General features: G+C 67.8%; 20 protein-coding genes. 13 read left to right on the top strand and 7 right to left on the bottom strand.

Features of this window, described 5'->3' with window-relative positions:
- Positions 1-14: 14 nt before the first annotated feature.
- Positions 15-614, bottom strand: a complete 600-nt coding sequence (locus tag GNT64_RS04835; protein WP_156678481.1) for a transferase — start codon at positions 612-614, stop codon at positions 15-17.
- 12 nt (positions 615-626) lie between these two features.
- Here GNT64_RS04835 and GNT64_RS04830 point away from each other — a divergent pair, with 12 nt between their 5' ends.
- A complete protein-coding gene (locus tag GNT64_RS04830; RefSeq protein ID WP_156678480.1) occupies positions 627-914 on the top strand; it encodes a hypothetical protein in 288 nt (95 codons plus the stop codon).
- A 68-nt stretch (positions 915-982) separates the two neighbouring features.
- Entirely contained in the window at positions 983-1,492 is a 510-nt protein-coding gene (locus GNT64_RS04825) for a hypothetical protein (protein ID WP_156678479.1), read from the top strand.
- 22 nt (positions 1,493-1,514) lie between these two features.
- On the opposite strand, the gene GNT64_RS04820 is transcribed toward GNT64_RS04825, so the two are convergent.
- Positions 1,515-3,065, bottom strand: a complete 1,551-nt coding sequence (locus tag GNT64_RS04820; protein ID WP_156678478.1) for a cryptochrome/photolyase family protein — start codon at positions 3,063-3,065, stop codon at positions 1,515-1,517.
- A 151-nt stretch (positions 3,066-3,216) separates the two neighbouring features.
- On the opposite strand from GNT64_RS04820, the gene GNT64_RS04815 reads away from it, so the two are divergent.
- From GNT64_RS04815 to epsC, 9 genes are all read left to right on the top strand, one after another.
- The gene (locus GNT64_RS04815; protein ID WP_156678477.1) at positions 3,217-5,322 is read left to right on the top strand and encodes a carbon starvation CstA family protein; all 2,106 of its coding nucleotides are present in this window, start codon (positions 3,217-3,219) and stop codon (positions 5,320-5,322) included.
- Positions 5,306-5,506: a YbdD/YjiX family protein gene (locus GNT64_RS04810; RefSeq protein WP_156678476.1), complete on the top strand. Its 201-nt coding sequence runs from the start codon at positions 5,306-5,308 to the stop codon at positions 5,504-5,506. Before GNT64_RS04815 ends, GNT64_RS04810 begins: the two co-directional genes overlap by 17 nt.
- 185 nt (positions 5,507-5,691) lie before the next feature.
- On the top strand, positions 5,692-6,435 hold the full coding sequence (locus tag GNT64_RS04805; RefSeq protein ID WP_156678475.1) for an InlB B-repeat-containing protein: 744 nt from the start codon (positions 5,692-5,694) through the stop codon (positions 6,433-6,435).
- 353 nt (positions 6,436-6,788) lie between these two features.
- A complete protein-coding gene (locus GNT64_RS04800) occupies positions 6,789-6,953 on the top strand; it encodes a transposase (protein ID WP_156678474.1) in 165 nt (54 codons plus the stop codon).
- The gene (locus tag GNT64_RS04795) at positions 6,954-7,142 is read left to right on the top strand and encodes a hypothetical protein (RefSeq protein ID WP_156678473.1); all 189 of its coding nucleotides are present in this window, start codon (positions 6,954-6,956) and stop codon (positions 7,140-7,142) included.
- A 190-nt stretch (positions 7,143-7,332) separates the two neighbouring features.
- Positions 7,333-8,127, top strand: a complete 795-nt coding sequence (locus GNT64_RS04790) for a hypothetical protein (protein ID WP_156678472.1) — start codon at positions 7,333-7,335, stop codon at positions 8,125-8,127.
- A 467-nt stretch (positions 8,128-8,594) separates the two neighbouring features.
- On the top strand, positions 8,595-9,536 hold the full coding sequence (locus tag GNT64_RS04785) for a fatty acid desaturase (RefSeq protein WP_231639270.1): 942 nt from the start codon (positions 8,595-8,597) through the stop codon (positions 9,534-9,536).
- Positions 9,533-9,691, top strand: a complete 159-nt coding sequence (locus tag GNT64_RS04780; RefSeq protein ID WP_156678471.1) for a hypothetical protein — start codon at positions 9,533-9,535, stop codon at positions 9,689-9,691. The genes GNT64_RS04785 and GNT64_RS04780 overlap by 4 nt, the downstream gene beginning before the upstream one ends.
- A gap of 37 nt (positions 9,692-9,728) precedes the next feature.
- Complete coding sequence (epsC, locus tag GNT64_RS04775) at positions 9,729-10,679, top strand: serine O-acetyltransferase EpsC (RefSeq protein WP_156678470.1); 951 nt, start codon at positions 9,729-9,731, stop codon at positions 10,677-10,679.
- Between the two features lie 105 nt (positions 10,680-10,784).
- On the opposite strand, the gene GNT64_RS04770 is transcribed toward epsC, so the two are convergent.
- Positions 10,785-12,317 (bottom strand): sensor domain-containing diguanylate cyclase, encoded by a 1,533-nt coding sequence (locus tag GNT64_RS04770; protein ID WP_156678469.1) that lies wholly within the window; start codon positions 12,315-12,317, stop codon positions 10,785-10,787.
- Positions 12,318-12,397: 80 nt separating this feature from the next.
- A complete protein-coding gene (locus GNT64_RS04765) occupies positions 12,398-12,844 on the bottom strand; it encodes an Lrp/AsnC family transcriptional regulator (protein WP_197277285.1) in 447 nt (148 codons plus the stop codon).
- Between the two features lie 127 nt (positions 12,845-12,971).
- Between GNT64_RS04765 and ald the strand changes: the two genes are divergently transcribed.
- Both ald and GNT64_RS04755 read left to right on the top strand, forming a co-directional pair.
- A complete protein-coding gene (ald, locus tag GNT64_RS04760) occupies positions 12,972-14,060 on the top strand; it encodes an alanine dehydrogenase (RefSeq protein WP_156678467.1) in 1,089 nt (362 codons plus the stop codon).
- 108 nt (positions 14,061-14,168) lie between these two features.
- A complete protein-coding gene (locus GNT64_RS04755; protein WP_156678466.1) occupies positions 14,169-14,807 on the top strand; it encodes a glutathione S-transferase family protein in 639 nt (212 codons plus the stop codon).
- 69 nt (positions 14,808-14,876) lie between these two features.
- Here GNT64_RS04755 and trmB read toward each other — a convergent pair whose 3' ends face one another.
- The 3 genes from trmB to metK all read right to left on the bottom strand — a co-directional run bounded on the left by trmB (position 14,877) and on the right by metK (position 17,135).
- Complete coding sequence (trmB, locus tag GNT64_RS04750; RefSeq protein WP_156678465.1) at positions 14,877-15,569, bottom strand: tRNA (guanine(46)-N(7))-methyltransferase TrmB; 693 nt, start codon at positions 15,567-15,569, stop codon at positions 14,877-14,879.
- Positions 15,570-15,671: 102 nt separating this feature from the next.
- Positions 15,672-15,869, bottom strand: a complete 198-nt coding sequence (locus GNT64_RS04745) for a hypothetical protein (protein ID WP_156678464.1) — start codon at positions 15,867-15,869, stop codon at positions 15,672-15,674.
- Between the two features lie 60 nt (positions 15,870-15,929).
- Positions 15,930-17,135 carry a methionine adenosyltransferase gene (metK, locus tag GNT64_RS04740; RefSeq protein ID WP_156678463.1) on the bottom strand — a complete coding sequence of 402 codons (1,206 nt, stop codon included), beginning with the start codon at positions 17,133-17,135 and terminating at the stop codon, positions 15,930-15,932.
- Between the last annotated feature and the right edge of the window lie 68 nt (positions 17,136-17,203).

The following is a 17,203-nucleotide window of genomic DNA, read 5'->3' as shown; positions in this document are numbered from 1 at the left end:
AGCGGCCCGGCGGATCAGTGATACCAGACGTTCGGCTCGATATAGGTGCCGATGCCGCGTGCCAGATCGATCGCCACCGGCGCCAGCCCGCCCGCGATCGGATAGTCGCCCGAAGCCTCGTAGACCTGGCCGGACCACGCCTCCCAGAAGCCCACCGGCTTGTCGATCACCATCGAGGAGTGGCAGATCCCCATCATCCGCCCGCCGACCGACTCGTGCGCGCGCAGCCACGGATCGAACAGCTTGCCGTCGTTCCGCCGCCACGCCGCGTAATCGGCGATGTCCACGTCCAGATGCTGCTCCCGCATGGTCGGGCGCACCGGCAGATACGGCGTGCCGAGGCCCTTGCTGGCGACGATGTTGCGCATGGCGCCCAGCACCAGCCGCGCCAGGCCGCGATTGCGATGTGCATCGGGCACCGAAACCGACAGGCCGACCACCATGTTCGGCGCCACGCCGACCGTCCGGGCCGCCTGCTCCAGCGCCCAGTCCCACCCGCCGTCCGGCAGATCGGTCGGGTCGTCATGGTGCAGCGGGATCAGGTTGCCGGTAGCGACGACATAGTCGCGCTTGCGATCGACGACGGCGACCTGATAGTCAGGATATTGCTCCATCAAGTCAAAATAATGAACGAACGGCTCGGAGAAATTAAGAAATCCCAAGCGCGACCACACGGCCTTCTCGACCTCGTCGGCTGCGCTGGCAATCTCTTGGGATTCCGCGAAGGTAGTGATCAGCAGGTCATCCATGTTCCGGCGACACCTTTTTATCAGACTGCAAGCGGTTGGCGCTCGTCCGTTGCTTATTCGCGAAGACAGCATATTTCAGCCAACTGCTTTAGGCAATCACATCCGCCCAAGCCATTACGCCAATATGACGGTGTCCCCGTCGCGGCCCGCCGGAGCGTTCGTTGACCGCCCGTTAAGACGTCCATGCCATGGCTCCGCACTGCCGTGCCCCAGCGCCGGCCATGGAGGACGGGATGGACAAGGCTCCGGCAGCGCAGACCAGCCGCGGTACGGCGGGCGGACGCCCGGTTCAGGATCGCGCGATCCGTCGCGCACCGCCCACGATCAGCGGCTGCTGCCGGGCGATCCTCGCTCACTTCGCGATCGATCCGGCGGCGCCGGCCGCGGACCATCACGAGCTGCGCATCGGCGGGATCAGCCGCGACGGCGGCCATATCGCGATGACCCTGCTGCTGCCGATGCCCTACGGCCAGGGCGACATGACGATCGACACGATCGGCGCCGCCAGCATCACCCTGCCCGGCATGAGCCTGTCGCCCGCGATCCGCGCGGCGGCGCTCCGCCAGCCGATCGGCCGGCTCACCGGCCACCCGGCCTTCGCCGCGCTCGACCATCTCGTGGTGACGGAGGTGAAGGAGAGCTGCGACGCGGGCGGCCGCCGCTGCACCATCCTGCGCTTCGACGACATGATAGAGCCGCTGCATCAGGCGCGTGGCCCGGCGGCGAGCCGCCTGCTCCACTGATCGGGGTACGCGCCGCCGCCCGCTAGCGCGCCCAGCCGGCAGCGGCCGGCTCCAGCGTGTCGAGGAAGGCGGCGGCGCTCGCCCTGTACGCCTCGCGCGCGTCCGGTTTCATCCTGTCCCACGTGGCGTACATGTTCGTCATGCGCCGGTTGCGGCGGAAGCGGCCTTCGTGGCGTGCCAGGAAATCCCAGTAGAGCGCGTTGAACGGGCAGGCCCCCGGCCCCGTCTTCCGCTTCACGTCGTAGCGGCAGCGGCCGCAATGGTCCGACATGCGGTCGATATAGGCGCCGCCGCCGGCATAGGGCTTGGTGGCCAGGCGGCCCCCATCGGCATGCTGGCTCATGGCGATCACGTTGGGCAGCTCCACCCACTCATAGGCGTCGGCGTAGACGACGAGGAACCAGTCCGCCACGTCCTGCGGCCTGACGCCCGCCAGCATGGCGAAGTTGCCCAGCACCATCAGCCGCTGGATGTGGTGGGCGTAGCCATGATCGCGCGTGTTGCGCACGGCCTCGGCCAGGCACAGCATGTCCGTCTCGCCGGTCCAGTAGAATTCGGGCAGCGCCCGCGTGGCCCCCAGCGCGTTGGCCTGCGCGACCTCCGGCATCTCCATCCAATAATAGCCGCGCACATATTCGCGCCAGCCGATGATCTGGCGGACGAAGCCTTCCGCCGCGTTCAGCGGCACGGCGCCCGCCGCATAGGCCTGCGCCGCCGCCTGCGCCACCTCAAGCGGGGTAAGCAGGCCCAGGTTCAGCGCCGGACTGAGCCAGCTATGATAGAGCCAGTCCTGCCCCGTCACCATCGCATCCTGATAGGTGCCGAAATCGGGCAGCGCGGTGCGGACGAAATGCGCCAGCGCGCGTCGCGCCTGCCCGGCGGTGACGGGCAGCGCGAACTTCTCCAGCCGGCCGAAATGGCCGGCGAAGCGCGCCTCCACCAGCGCCATCACCTCGGCCGTTGTCTCGTCCGGCGCGAAGTGCATCGGCTCGGGATAGTTGAGGCCGCGCTTCGGCGGCGCGCGATTCTCCTTGTCGAGATTCCACTGGCCGCCCTCTGGTGTGCCGTCCTCGCGCATCAGCAGGCCGGTCTTGCGGCGCATCTCGCGATAGAAGAACTCCATCACCAGATCGTTGCGCGCCTGCGCCCACGTCTGGAACTCCAGGATGCCGCAGACGAAGCGGTCGTCGGCCAGCATCTCCACCGCGATGCCGAAGCGCGCGGCCCAGCCCTCGATCATCGCCCGCACGCGCCACTCGCCGGGCTCGACGATGCGGATCGCGGAGGGGCGGTGCCGCTCCACGGCGCGCGCCACCTCGCCGGTGAAGCTGCCGCTGTTGGCCGGATCGTCCAGGCGGACATAGTCCACCGTCCACCCGTCGGCGCGCAGCTCGGCGGCGAAGTGGCGCATGGCGGAGAGGATCAGGGCGATCTTGCGCTTGTGGTGGCGCACATAGGTGGTCTCGTCCGCCACCTCCATCAGCAGCAGCACCGCCTCGTCCCGCGCCACGCCGCGCAACGATGCGAGGCCGTGGGAGAGCTGATCGCCGAGAATGGGTATGAGGATCGTCATGCCGCAGCGCCAACGCGCCATGGCGGCCGGAGGATGCAGCGGCTCACCCGGCGACGGAAGCGGCGCGATCTGGTCCGCACGGTTGCGGCGGCGTGCGGGCTGGTGCAACGCGCGGATCAGGCGCGCTGCCGCTAATGAGGGAGAGGAACGCATGGCCGCCACACTGCCGCGACCCGGAACGGCGAACGCAGGCGATCGCATCATCCCCGCCACTTTGGCCGGGCGGCTGAGCTGGGCGGCGGTGGCGCTGGCCGGCGCGGTGGCGCTCGCCGTCGTCGCGCTCCGCCGGGGGGAGACGATCAACGCCCTGTGGATCGTCGTCGCGGCGCTGTGCGTCTACGCCGTCGCCTATCGCTTCTACGGGCTGTTCATCGCCCGCCGCGTGCTCGCCGTCGATCCGGCCCGGCCCACCCCCGCGGTCCGCCGCGACGACGGGCTGGATTTCGTGCCGACGGACAGGAACGTGCTGTTCGGCCACCATTTCGCCGCGATCGCCGGCGCCGGCCCGCTCGTCGGCCCGGTGCTGGCGGCGCAGATGGGCTATCTGCCGGGCACCTTGTGGCTGCTCGCCGGCGTCGTGTTCGCAGGCGCGGTGCAGGATTTCCTGATCCTCTATTTCTCCACCCGCCGCGACGCGCGCTCGCTGGGCGACATGATCCGCAGCGAGATGGGGGCGGTGCCCGGCACCATCGCGCTCGTCGGCGTGCTGATGATCATGGTGATCCTGCTGGCGGTGCTGGCGCTGGTGGTGGTGAAGGCGCTGGCGGGCAGCCCGTGGGGCACCTTCACCGTGTTCGCCACGATCCCGATCGCGCTGCTGATGGGCGTGTACGGCCGTTTCGTCCGCCCGGGGCGCATCGCCGAGATGTCCGCCATCGGCTTCGTGCTGCTGATGGCGGCGATCGTGGGCGGGGAGCCGGTGGCCCATTCCGCCGCGCTGGCGCCGCTGTTCACCTATGGCGGGCCGGCGCTGGCGCTGATCCTGATGGTCTACGGCTTCGTCGCCTCGGTGGTGCCGGTGTGGCTGCTGCTCGCGCCGCGCGACTATCTCTCCACCTTCCTCAAGATCGGGGTGATCGCCGGGCTGGCGCTCGGCATCCTGATCGTCAGGCCCGATCTGCAGATGCCTGCCGTCACGCGCTTCGTTGACGGCAGCGGCCCGGCCTTCTCCGGCACCGTGTTCCCGTTCCTGTTCATCACCATCGCCTGCGGCGCGGTCTCCGGCTTCCACGCGCTGATCGCCAGCGGCACCACGCCCAAGATGGTGCGCAGCGAGGGCGATCTGCGCTTCATCGGCTATGGCGCGATGCTGACGGAGAGCTTCGTCGCCGTGATGGCGCTGATCGCCGCCTGCGTGCTCGATCCCGCGGTCTACTTCGCCATGAACGCGCCCGCCGCCCTGATCGGGCAGACCAGCGCGGAGGCGGCGCGGGCGATCTCCGGCTGGGGCTTCGCCGTGACGCCGGCCATGCTGGACGGGATCGCCGCCGACGTGGGCGAGAGCACGATCCTGTCGCGCGCGGGCGGCGCGCCGACCCTGGCCGTGGGCATGGCGCACATCCTCAGCCGCATGCTCGGCGGGCCGGCGATGATGGCCTTCTGGTATCATTTCGCCATCCTGTTCGAGGCGCTGTTCATCCTGACGACGGTGGATGCCGGCACGCGCGTGGCGCGCTTCATGATCCAGGATCTGGTCGGCAGCGTGGTGCCGGTGATGAAGGATACCAGCCGGCTGCTGCCCAACCTGATCGCCACCGCCATGGCGGTCGGCGCGTGGGGCTACTTCCTCTACAGCGGCGTCACCGATCCGCTGGGCGGCATCAACACGCTGTGGCCGCTGTTCGGCATCTCCAACCAGATGCTCGCCGCGATCGCCCTCACCCTCGCGACCGTCCTACTCTTCAAGATGAAGCGGGAACGCTATGCCTGGGTGACGATCGTGCCGACCGGCTGGCTGCTGATCTGCACGCTGACGGCGGGCTGGCAGAAGATGGTCCATGCCGATCCGCGCATCGGCTTCCTCGCCCACGCGCACCGCTTCGCCGCCGCGCTGGCCGAGGGGCGGCTGCTGGCGCCGGCGAAATCCGCGGCGGAGATGCGGCGGATCATCCTCAACGATCGCATCGATGCCGCGCTGTGCGCCTTCTTCATGGCCGTCGTCCTCGCGATCCTTTTCTACGGCGTGGCCGGCGCCCGCCGCGCGATGGCGAGCGACCGGCCCACCACGCGGGAGGTTGGCGATGCCGTTCCCGCGTGACGCGCTGCGCCTGGCGGCACGCACCGCCCGGCTGATGGTGGGGGTGCCGGACTATCGCGACTATGTCGCCCACCGGCGCGAGAAGCATCCCGGCGAGCCGGTAATGACCCTGGCGGAGTTCCACCGCGACCGGGTGGATCGCCGCTATGGCGGCGGGCCGGGCGGCATGTCGCGCTGCTGCTGAACCGCCCTGTCCGAATTGGACGGGCGGGTTTCGAGTGCTCCGGCTCGGCGGCTGCGATCTTCGACAGTAACGGCGAAGATCATGCCGGTCTCGCCACCCTTTTCGTCATGCGCGCGGTTGACTGGCGGCGGCGGCCGGCTACGCTGGCGGCAACAGATCTTTTCGCCTGCGCATGGGGTGCTTCGATGGCCGTCCGCCTGATTGTCGCCTTGTCCCTGCTGGTGCCGGGCGCGGCCGTGGCGGGCGGTATCCCAGCCACGCTGCCGCCGGTCGGCCGGGTGCCGCAGCCGACCGGGCCGGTGAAGGTCGATCCGCGCATCCTGCGCGACGGCGCCAAGCTGACGACGGGCACCAAGGTGACGGTCAGCGTCGTCGACGATGGCTATGTCGACGGCAAATATCCCGATGTCGCCGGCCTCATCCAGTGCAAGGCGCATGTCGGCGAGGGGCAGGCCGGCGTCTGCGACATGATCGTGCCGGAAGGCAGCAAGCTGGTCCTCTACGCCCACCCGCTGACCAGCGGCTACAGCTTCGACGGCTGGACGGGCGTGGCCGGCTGCACCTCCGATCCCACCTGCAGCTTCACCCCCGCCAAGCTGACGAAGATCGTGGCGACGTTCAGCCGCAAGACTTGGCCGTTCACCCTGCACACGCAGGGCGCAAAGGGCTTCTACCAGTCGATCCACATGGTGCCCGGCTGGACGCCGAAATGCCAGCAGACGGCGGTGCCCTACGAATCCCTCTACTGTCAGGGCGACCTGCCGGCCGGCGTGGAGGTGAGCTTCAACCCGGTCATCACCTACACCAACGGCACCACCCAGCCGCTGAAGCCGGCCGGCTTCGGCGGAGACTGCGCCGGCACCACCGGCACATCCTGCAAGATCCTGATCGACCGGCCGCGATCGGTGGTGCTCGACGCGCTGAAGTAACGCCGGCGATCAACAATACGGCAAGCACCACTTACATAGGGTTAGCTGTCGATCAGAGAGCTCGCAATGTGGCGCCCACTCGCGCTGAGCCACGCACCATGCGGCTCCTGCCGCTCGTGGTGGCAATACAGCGGCGTGCGACCGGATGAACTCCGCGCGACATCTTCCGGCGCTCCAGAGATCAGAAGCGTCAAACCTTAGGCGATTCTTCATATTTCTTCATCAGACTTTCACTGACAGTGGCGATTTCAAACTCCAGCATTACGGCGTCAGACAACGAGAAAGCCGATCGGCACTTATATACTTGAGTGACCAATCGGGACGTGTCATAAGATCGACATGGCCCGTTGATCGTGACGAACGTCGATCGCGCCTCGCATTTGATGACCGACGAGAGCGGCGTTTACACCCGCGTCGGCCGCGAGTTTAACGGCCACAGCACGGTCAATCACAGCGCATCGGAGTACGTCACGACCGGCGGCTTCAAGCACTCGAACACCGTCGAAAACTTCTTCTAGATGTTCAAGCCCGGCTTGATCGGCACCTATTACGACATGAGCGAGGCGCACCTTGGCCGCGACTGCGCGGAGTTCGACATGCGCTACAGCACGCACACCATGAACGACGGCCAGCGCGCCGCGATGATCCTTGAGGGTGGGATCGGCCGTCGCCTCACCTATAGGCGGATTGATAAGCTCGCCGCCTAAGTGGGCGGGCGTGCCAGCGCCGATCGGGACGCTCCGTAAGCGCTACTTTCCCTGAGACTCGACTCGCTTCTTCCGCATAGCTTCGTGGGGCTTGGCGGGGGTTGCGAGCATCCGCTTGAGTTCAGCCTCGCGTCGGGCCACCGTCTCCGCCTCGGAGTAGGTGTCGCCATCTGAAACTTTGAGTTTTTCCATGACCGAACCGCTTACTCCAACGCCGCGCTATCATCAATCGAGGCTAAAGATCGAAAGGTCCAAACGCCATTTCGATGAGCTCAACGCAGCCATTCACGCCTTTATGGAGAGTCGCCCTTATGGAATTGTTGAGGACTTTGATGCGAAGATTGGAAAGTATGAGGTCCGCGCTAGCGTTAAGGCCGAGATCCCCGCGCCATTCGGACCGATGGTCGGTGACGTCGTCCACAACCTGCGGTCTGCCCTTGACGTTCTTGCCGTCGAGCTGGCTGGAGAGAACGGGCACACCAGCAGAACCGCCATCTCTGAAACCTACTTCCCAATCTCGGATAGTCGAGATGGATTTAAAGCCGCCGGACTGCGCAAAATAGGGCGCCTGAGCGCCCCTGCTCAGAAACGTATCAGCGAGCTCGAACCATACAAGGGAGGGAAAGGCGAACTGCTTTGGAAGCTTCACCATCTTGACATTCTGGACAAGCACGTAATTCTTGTGCCGGTTGGAGCGGCCATCATCGACGGGGATTACGGCTTCATGGTGCCCGCTGGCGGAGGGGATTTGTCCGTTGGACTGACGATGGCCTTGGGCGACGCCACCTACCCCCTTAAAGACGGCGCAATACTCGTAACCTTCACGGACATTGAGCCGGGCGCGAACCCACACGTGGAGGTTTCTTTCACGGTAGCGTTTGGCGAGGGACGCATTGTCGATGGCGAGTCGGTTATTCCAACCCTCCGGCAATTTGGCCAAATTGTCGAAGAGATCGTCGGCGCTTTTGAGGCGGACATTCGCTGAACTAGAAAACTGAGCGCCGGCCTGTCCCGATCCGGATACGTCCATCGCTTGCTCACTCAATTACATAATTACCGATCGATGCCCGCCACCAATGCCGTTAGGCAAAGCGCCACTAAGGCCAAAGCGACGCGACCAAGTCCGCCATCCGGGACTAAAAGGTTTGTCTTCTGTATCGCATGGTCGCTACCGCGCCGACACGAGAACATCAAGCGACTTACATCGTCCTTTATTCTGGAAATTTTGATGAAGCACTTATCTTTACCAAGTGGCAAATAGAGGATTATCCTTCTTTCTCTGTCTGATCATCAGCTGGCATTGCTGCTCCACAAGCCACCGAAGTTACCCGCCCTCCACAGCCGCGTCGCCATGCCGCCAAGCGGAGCTATCGCGCGGGATAGATAAGGCCAGTGGCTCATTACTACCTTTTAGATAGACATAGGCTCCATCCACCCCGCGCGACGAGACAGATGCAGCTTCATCCCGGCATGAACCCCCTCCGCCGCCCCGCCGGCATCGAGATCCCGACGATCCTGCTGGCCGCCGCCATTTACGGCGGGTGGATCGCGGCGACGTGGTGGCACGCCGCCATGCCCGCCTGGCTGCTGCCCGTGGCCGGCGGATGGCTGATCGCGTGGCACGGCTCGCTCCAGCACGAGACGATCCACGGCCACCCGACCGGCATCGCCCGGCTTGATGCGGCGATCGGGGCGGTGCCGCTCGCCTTGTGGCTGCCCTACGCCGTCTACCGTCGCACGCATCTGGCGCATCATGCGACGGCTGCCGTCACCGATCCGTTCGACGATCCGGAATCGCGCTACCTGGCCGCCCGACCCGGCTGGCGCGGTCGCCTGTCCCGCTGGGCGGAGATGGCGCAGGCGCCGCTGATCGGCCGCCTGCTGCTCGGCCCGCCGCTCACCGTCGCCCGCTTCCTGCTCGGCGAGGTCGCGCGCGGCCGCGCCGATCCGCGCGGCGTGGCGCGCGAGTGGCTGCCGCACCTCGCCGGCGTCGCCTGCGTGATCGCCTGGCTGCGCCTGTGCGGCTTCGATCTGCCGCTGTACCTGCTCACCTTCGTCTATCCCGGCACCGCCTTGTCGCTGCTGCGCTCCTTCGCGGAGCATCGCGCCGATGCGGATCCGGCGCGGCGGGTTGCGGTGGTGGAGCAAGCGGGACCGCTGGCGCTGCTGTTCCTCAACAACAATCTGCACGCCGCGCATCACCGCGCGCCCGGCATCGCCTGGTACCGCCTGCCGGCTTATTATCGTCGCCACCGGGATCGCCTGATCGCCGCCAATGGCGGTCTGCTCTACCGCGGCTATGGCGACGTCGCCCGCCGCTTCCTGCTGCGCCCGCACGACGCGCTGATCCACCCGGCGCACCGCTTTGTCCAGCGGGCGGGCATCTCCGGATGACCCCGCTCCGCACCGCCTCGCTCGGCATGTACGACCGGCCGGAGCTGCATGCGGCCGACGACGCCCTGCCGTCGGCGGTGGCCGCGCCGCTGATCGGCGGGTTCGAGGTCGTCCGCCCGCACCGCTACGACGCGCTGCCGACGAGCCTGAGCTGACACCATGACGATGATCGCGCGCACGAGGAAGAACGGGATGAGTGTTGCCGAGGACGACGAGGGCTCCGTCGGGATCTACTGGGATACGGACGCGATCGTCGGCCAGCTGCGCGACGCGCGCGAGGCCTGGCGCTCGGCCCGCAGCCGCAACGCGGAATATGGCTCGGTGGGCTTCCCCTCCCGCCTGGCGCTGGAGAAGATCATCGCGGCGCTGTGCGGCGTCCTGTTCCCGCTGCGCCTCGGCCCCAGCTTCGTGCGCCGCCACAATGAGGACGCCTATGTCGCGGAGACGCTGCAGACGGCGCTCAGCCGGCTCTACGGCCAGATCCGGCTGGAGCTGGGCTACTCGCTCAGCCAGGAGGAGGCCGCCCTCGTCGATCAGGATGCCGCCCGCATCATCCGCCACTTCGCCGCCGCCCTGCCCCGCCTGCGGGTGCTGCTGGATACCGACGTGGAGGCGGCCTATGCCGGCGATCCGGCGGCGCGCAGCGTCGACGAGGTGCTGCTCTGCTATCCGTGCGTGCTGGCGATCATCCACCACCGCCTGGCCCACCTGCTGCACGGCCTGGGCGCGCCGCTGATCGCCCGCATCGTCTCGGAGATCGCCAATTCGCGCACCGGCATCGACATCCACCCCGGCGCCTCGATCGGCGAGAGCTTCTTCATCGATCACGGCACCGGCGTGGTGATCGGCGAGACGGCGGTGATCGGCGCGCGCGTGCGGCTGTACCAGGCCGTCACCCTGGGCGCCCGCAGCTTTCCGGCGGATGCCGACGGCGCGCTGAAGAAGGGCCATGCCCGCCACCCGATCGTGGAGGACGATGTGGTGATCTACGCCGGCGCGACCATCCTCGGCCGGGTCACGATCGGGCGAGGCTCCACGATCGGCGGCAATGTGTGGCTTACCGAGAGCGTGCCGCCGCTCAGCGACATCCGTCAGGCCGATACCCGGCGGGAGCCGCTGGCGGCGCCTGCGCCCAGCGCCTGACGGCGGGCGCCGTTCCGCCGCTGCCGTTCCTTGACTTACGCGAGACGAGCGACGCGCACAGGCCTGTGGAGGAAGTAGGCGCCTCCCCTTCCCCGCCGTGGGCGCTCAGGCGGCGGCCGAAGTTCGCCCGTCGTCGAGGAGGGATTTCGGCCGCCCCGGGAAGATCGACCATGGGCCGATCTTGTCGCCGGCGCCGTAGATGCTGCCGGATCCCCGCTCCGCCCGCTTGGCGGCGTAGAGGGCGAGATCGGCCCGCCGCAGCATCTCGTGCGGCGTGTCGCTTCCATCCTCGCTCAGCGCCGCGCCCACCGTCGCCGTGATCGCGCGCCGCACGCCGCTCCGCTCCACCATGTGGCGCAACTCGCGCAGCACCGCCTGGATCAGCTGGGGCAGTTTCGCGCAGTCGCGTGGGCGGGTGATCAGTATCACGAACTCGTCGCCGCCCAGCCGCGCGGCGAAGGCGTGGGAGAATATCGGCCCGCGCAGCCGCTCTCCGATGTTCCGCAGCACCTCGTCGCCGGCCTGGTGGCCCAGCGTGTCATTCACGGATTTGAACCCGTCGAGATCGATCAGCAGGATCGCATAGGGGCCGGGCTCCTGCGCTTCGGGGCTGGTTTCCCGCGCCAGCCGATCCTCGAACATCTTGCGGTTGGGCAGGCCGGTCAGGCTGTCCGTGTTGGCGGTGCGGTGCAGCTCCTGCTCGTGCAGGTGGCGGTCGGTGATGTCCTGGAACAGGCCGATGATCGCCACGGGCCTGCCCTCCGCCAGCTCGACCTCGCCCAGCGAGCGGACGCGGCGCATCGCGCCGGCGGCGGTGCGGAAGTCCGCTTCGAGATCGAACCCCTCCCCCGTCGCGGAAGCATGCGCGATCGCCGCCCTCAGCCGATCGCGGTCGGGATCGGGATAGAAGCTGACGGCGGTCGCGACCGGCGGCGGCGTGACGACATCGAGCCCGTGGATCGCATAGACTTCGTCGGACCAGGTGATCGCGCCGGTCGCGACATCGATCCGCCAGGAGCCGATATTGGCCATCTTCTCGGCCTGCCGCAGCTGCTTGTTCGCCCGCTCCAGCAGCTGGGCCTGCCGCCGCAGCTGATCCGATATCCTGATCGCCGCCGCCGTGGCGGCGCGCGCGGCGATCAGCCCCTCCACCATGTCGGCCAGGCGGCGCAGCATCTGCCGGTCCTCCGGCGCCAGCGTGCGCGGCTCCGTCGCGATCACGCAGAGGGTGCCGATCGCGGGCAGATCGCCATAGGCTCCGTCCCCGGCCGGCCGCAGCGGCGCGCCGGCGTAGAAGCGGATGTGCGGCGGCCCGATGACGAGCGGATTGTCGGCGAAGCGCGCGTCCTTCGTCGCATCCTCCACCACCATGATCTCGTCGTGCATGATCGAGTGGGCGCAGAATGCGTGTTCCCGCGCGGTGCCCTCGGCCTCCAGCCCACACCGCGCCTTGAACCACTGGCGGTGACCGTCCACCAGCGACACCAGCGCGATCGGGCAGTCGAACAGGCGATGCGCCAGCTCCACGATCGTGTCGAACTCCGCCTCGCTCGGCGTATCAACGATAGCCAGCTCGGACAGCCGCTGCAGTCGCAGGTGCTCGGCCGCTTCGGCGGAGAGACGAGGGGTCGGTTCCATAGAGGCTGACTTGTCGGCAATCGCGGTTAAATTAGCTCTAACGGCCGGTTCGATCGGTCGCACATACGGGCCGCCGCGGCCTAACGGCCGACCGCCAACGTACGGATCGTGAACTGCGTCACCAGCCGGTGCACGCCGGGCAGACCGGCAAGGATCTCGCGGTGGATGCGTTCGTAGCTGTCGCTCTCCGGCACCAGTACCTTCAGCAGATAGTCGGATTCACCGCTCATCAGATGCGCTTCGTGCACCTGGCTCGTCCGCGCCAGCGCGCCTTCGAACGCCTCCATGGTCGCGCGGCGCTGATCCACCAGCGTGACCTGCACGAACACGGTGGAAGGATTGCCCTCCGCCAGGCGGGACAGGCGCGCCGAGTAGCCCAGGATCATGCCGTCCCGCTCCAGCGCCTTCACCCGCCGGTGCGTGGCCGATGGCGACAGCCCGATCGCCTCGCCCAGCGCCTCGCTGGTCAGCGACGAATCCCGCCTGAGATGTCGCAGGATCTTTTCGTCGAGAGCGTCAATGTGCATGGATATCCCGGTTTAGCGAACCATCGCGCACGATCTTTGCGGCAACCTCGCCCAGCGGCGGATATATCGGAAAACATGGCAGCGCTCAGCGACTATATTCCGTTCCTCAAACGGTGGAGAGTTTCGAATGCGCGTCGGCATCCCCAAGGAGATCAAGAACCACGAATATCGCGTCGGCCTCACGCCGCCCTCCGTGGCGGAACTGGTGAGTGCCGGCCACGAGGTGTTCGTCGAGACGAAGGCCGGCAACGGCATCGACTTCGACGATGCCGACTATCAGGCGGCGGGCGCGACCATCCTGCCCGATGCCCGATCCACCTTCGCCGCAGCGGACATGATCGTGAAGGTCAAGGAGCCGCAGGCCGGCGAGATCGCCATGCTGGAGCCGCGCCACCTGCTGTTCACCTACCTGCACCTCGCCGCAGACCGGCCGCAGGCGGAAGGGCTGATGGCATCCGGCGCCACCTGCATCGCCTACGAGACCGTCACCGCGGCCAAGGGCGGCCTGCCGCTGCTCAAGCCGATGAGCGAGGTGGCCGGGCGCATGTCGGTTCAGGTCGGCGCGCATTATCTGGAGAAGGAACAGGGCGGTCGCGGCGTGCTGCTGGGCGGCGTGCCGGGGGTGGCGCCGGCGAAGGTCGCCATCCTCGGCGGCGGCATCTCGGGCGTGAACGCCGCGCAGATGGCCGTCGGCATGCGCGCCGACGTGACGATCTACGACATCAGCAACGATCGGCTGGCGGAATTGGACATGTTCTTCTCCAGCCAGATCAAGACGGCCTACGCCTCCCGTGCGGCGATCGCGGCCGCGGTGAAGAGCGCGTCGCTGGTTATCGGCGCGGTGCTGATCCCGGGCGCGGCCGCCCCCAAGCTCGTCACCCGCGAGATGGTGAGGACGATGAAGCGCGGCTCCGTGCTCGTCGACATCGCGATCGATCAGGGCGGCTGCTTTGAGACGAGCCACCCGACCACCCATGAGAATCCGGTGTTCGAAGTGGATGGCGTGATCCACTATTGCGTCGCCAACATGCCGGGCGCCGTCGCGCGCACCAGCGCCTTCGCGCTCAACAACGCGACTTTGCCGTTCGTGCTGAAGCTGGCGAACCTGGGCGCCGAACGGGCGATGGAGCAGGATGCCCACCTCGCCAACGGCCTGAACGTCGCGAACGGCAGGATCACGCACCCGGCCGTGCAGGAGGCGCTGGGCCTGAACTGACGAAGGCCACCGGCCGCCCTGGGCGAGGCGGCCGATCATGCGTGGACCCGCCGGGTCGCCTTCGGGGTTTCCTCTCCATCGTCACGACGAACGGCTGGAGAGCGAGCGATGAAGCTGTACTGGGGTCCGCACACCTGTGCGATCGGCATCCACATCCTGCTGGAGGAACTCGGCCGGCCCTACGAGACCGAGAAGCTAGACGTGGCCGGCGGCGCCACCCACGCGCCGGCCTTTCTCGCCATCAACCCGAAGGGCAAGGTGCCCACCCTCGTGCGCGACGATGGCAGCGTGCTGACCGAGTTCGGCGCCATCGCGACCTGGCTGGCCCGCACCAGCCCGGAGGCGGGGCTGATCCCCGAGGATGCCGATGCGGAGGGCCGCATGGTCGAGATGCTCGGCTATGTGGAAGGCACGATCCACGGTCAGGGCTTCGGCCGGATCTTCGCGCCCGGCAAGTTCGAGCCGCAGGATGTCGTGCATCAGGCGACCGGCCTCGGCAGCGGATCGGTGCGCAGGCAGGGGCGCGAGATGGTCGAGCAAGGCTTCGCCATCCTCGATCCACAGCTTGCCGGACACGATTTCGCGGTCGGCGACACGCTGACCATCGCGGATTTCGCGCTGTTCTACGTCGAGCGTTGGGCGCCGCAGCAGGATATCGCGCTGCCGGCGAACCTGCAGCGCCACTTCGATCGCATGCTCGCCCGCCCGGCGGTGCAGACGGTCCGCGCGGCATGGGGCGAAGCCTGAGCCGGCGCTGAGCATCGACTGCGAGGCTCTTGCACGGACCCGGCCGATACGGATCGTGTGCCGGCGCGGCTATGTCCGCACGTATCGGAAGTACCAGACCTCGCGGCCCTCGCGCCGGGCCTTGGCGGCGTAGCGGCTGTCGGGCCAGTCGTCCGGTCGAATCAGGAAATCGGCCGGGCGCTCGGCCGTCCAGGTGAAGTCCGGTCGCGCGCCCATCACCATCATCGCCCAGCGGCAGTAGACCGGGTGGTCGGTGCCGAAGCGGAACTCGCCGCCGGGTCGCAGCTTGGCGGCGATGCGGGCGATCGGGCCGGGGTTCATGAAGCGGCGCTTGGCGTGGCGCGCCTTGGGCCAGGGATCGGGATGGAGCAGATAGACCCGCTCCAGCGAGGCGTCGGCCAGCCGGTCCAGCACCTCCAGCGCGTCGCCCATGTGCAGGCGGACATTCTTCAGCCCATCCCGCTCGATATGGCCCAGCGCGCCGACCACGCCGTTGAGGAACGGCTCGCAGCCGATGAAGCCATGGCCGGGCCGCATCGCCGCCTGCGCCGCCAGATGCTCGCCGGCGCCGAAGCCGATCTCCAGCTCCAGCGGCCGCTCGCCGCCGAACAGGCGCGCGGCGTCCAGCGGCCCCTCCTCCGGCACGGCCAGCGCCGGCAGCAGATCCTCCACCAGCGCGGCCTGCCCCTGCCGCAGCTTGTGCCCCTGCCGGCGGCCGTAGAGCCGGCGTATGGTGCTGGGATCGTGCGGCGCATCGGACATGGCGTGCCGCTTAGAGGGGTATCGCCCGCGATGGAACCGCCCCCAAACAAAAGGCCGCCCCTTGCGGGACGGCCGAGTTCTAGGGATGGCTGATACGGGCGGTCAGACGGGCTTGGCGCCCGGCGTGCCGCACTTGGCGAAATGGCCCTTGGCGTTCTTGCACCGCTGCGCCGGCTTGGCCGCCGCCTGCGGGCATTTGACGAACTTGCCCTTGGCATCCTTGCACGGCGCCGCCAGCGCCGGCGCCGCGATGCCGGCCAGGCCGATCGCCACGGCCGCCGGGATCAAAAGGTGACGCATCGCATTCTCCTCGGCCGCTACTCTATGCCCGCGCCGCCGCCCGCACAAATGAACTTCGCGTCAGAGTGCCGCCTTCAGCGCCCCGGCCAGATCGGTCTTCTCCCACGGGAAGAAATCGCCCTCCGGCGTGCGGCCGAAATGGCCGTAGGCGGCGGACTTCTGGTAGATCGGCCGGTTCAGGCCGAGATGCTCGCGGATCGCGCGCGGGGTGAGCCCGCCGAGCGCCGAGAGGCCCATGATCGCCTGTTCGATCGCGGCATCGTCCACCGTGCCGGTGCCGTGCGTATCGACGTACAGCGACAGCGGCCTGGACACGCCGATCGCATAGGCCAGCTGGATCGTGCAGCGGCGCGCCAGCCCGGCGGCGACGATGTTCTTGGCGAGATAGCGGGTGATGTAGGCGGCCGAGCGATCGACCTTGGTGGGATCCTTGCCGCTGAACGCCCCGCCGCCGTGGGGCGACGCGCCACCATAGGTATCGACGATGATCTTGCGGCCGGTGAGGCCGGCGTCGCCGTCGGGCCCGCCGATCTCGAAGCTGCCGGTGGGGTTGATGTGATACTCGGTCGCGTCGGACAGCAGCGGCGCCGGCAGGATGTCCGCCACCACCGCCTTCACATAGGCGTGCAGCGCGGCCTCCTTCTCGCCCTCGTCATAGCCCTTGGCATGCTGGGTGGAGACGACGATCGCGGTCGCCGCCACCGGCACGCCGCCGGCGAAGCGCAGCGTCACCTGGCTCTTGGCGTCCGGCTCCAGAAACGGGGCCGCGCCGGAATGGCGGTCGGCGGCCATACGCTCCAGGATCTTGTGGCTGTAGTAGAGTGTCGCCGGCATCAGGTCCGGCGTCTCGTCGCAGGCGAATCCGAACATGATGCCCTGGTCGCCGGCACCCTCGTCCTTGTTGCCGCTGGCGTCCACCCCTTGCGCGATGTGGGCGGACTGGGCGTGCAGGTTGTTCTCGAAGCGGAAGGTCCGCCAGTGGAAGCCCTCCTGCTCGTAGCCGATGCGCTTCACCGTCTCGCGCACGGTGCGCTCGATCTCCTCCTCGGCGCCCGGTGCCCAGCGGCCGTCCTCATACACGCCCTTGCAGCGGATCTCGCCCGCCAGCACCACCAGCTGGGTGGTCGTCAGCGTCTCGCAGGCGATCCGCGCCTCCGGATCCTTGGAGAGGAACAGGTCGACGATCGCGTCGGAAATCTGGTCGGCCACCTTGTCCGGATGCCCCTCCGAAACCGACTCGGACGTGAAGAGATAATCCTGACGCATCGCAGTTCGTGCCTTTCGGAACAGGGCGGCCGCGCGTCGGCCGCGGGCGGATATAAAGCTTTCCTTAT

Origin of the sequence: Sphingomonas profundi, assembly GCF_009739515.1 — a bacterium.
Taxonomy (GTDB): Bacteria; Pseudomonadota; Alphaproteobacteria; order Sphingomonadales; family Sphingomonadaceae; genus Alterirhizorhabdus; species Alterirhizorhabdus profundi.
This window is presented reverse-complemented; position numbering and strand designations above follow the sequence as displayed.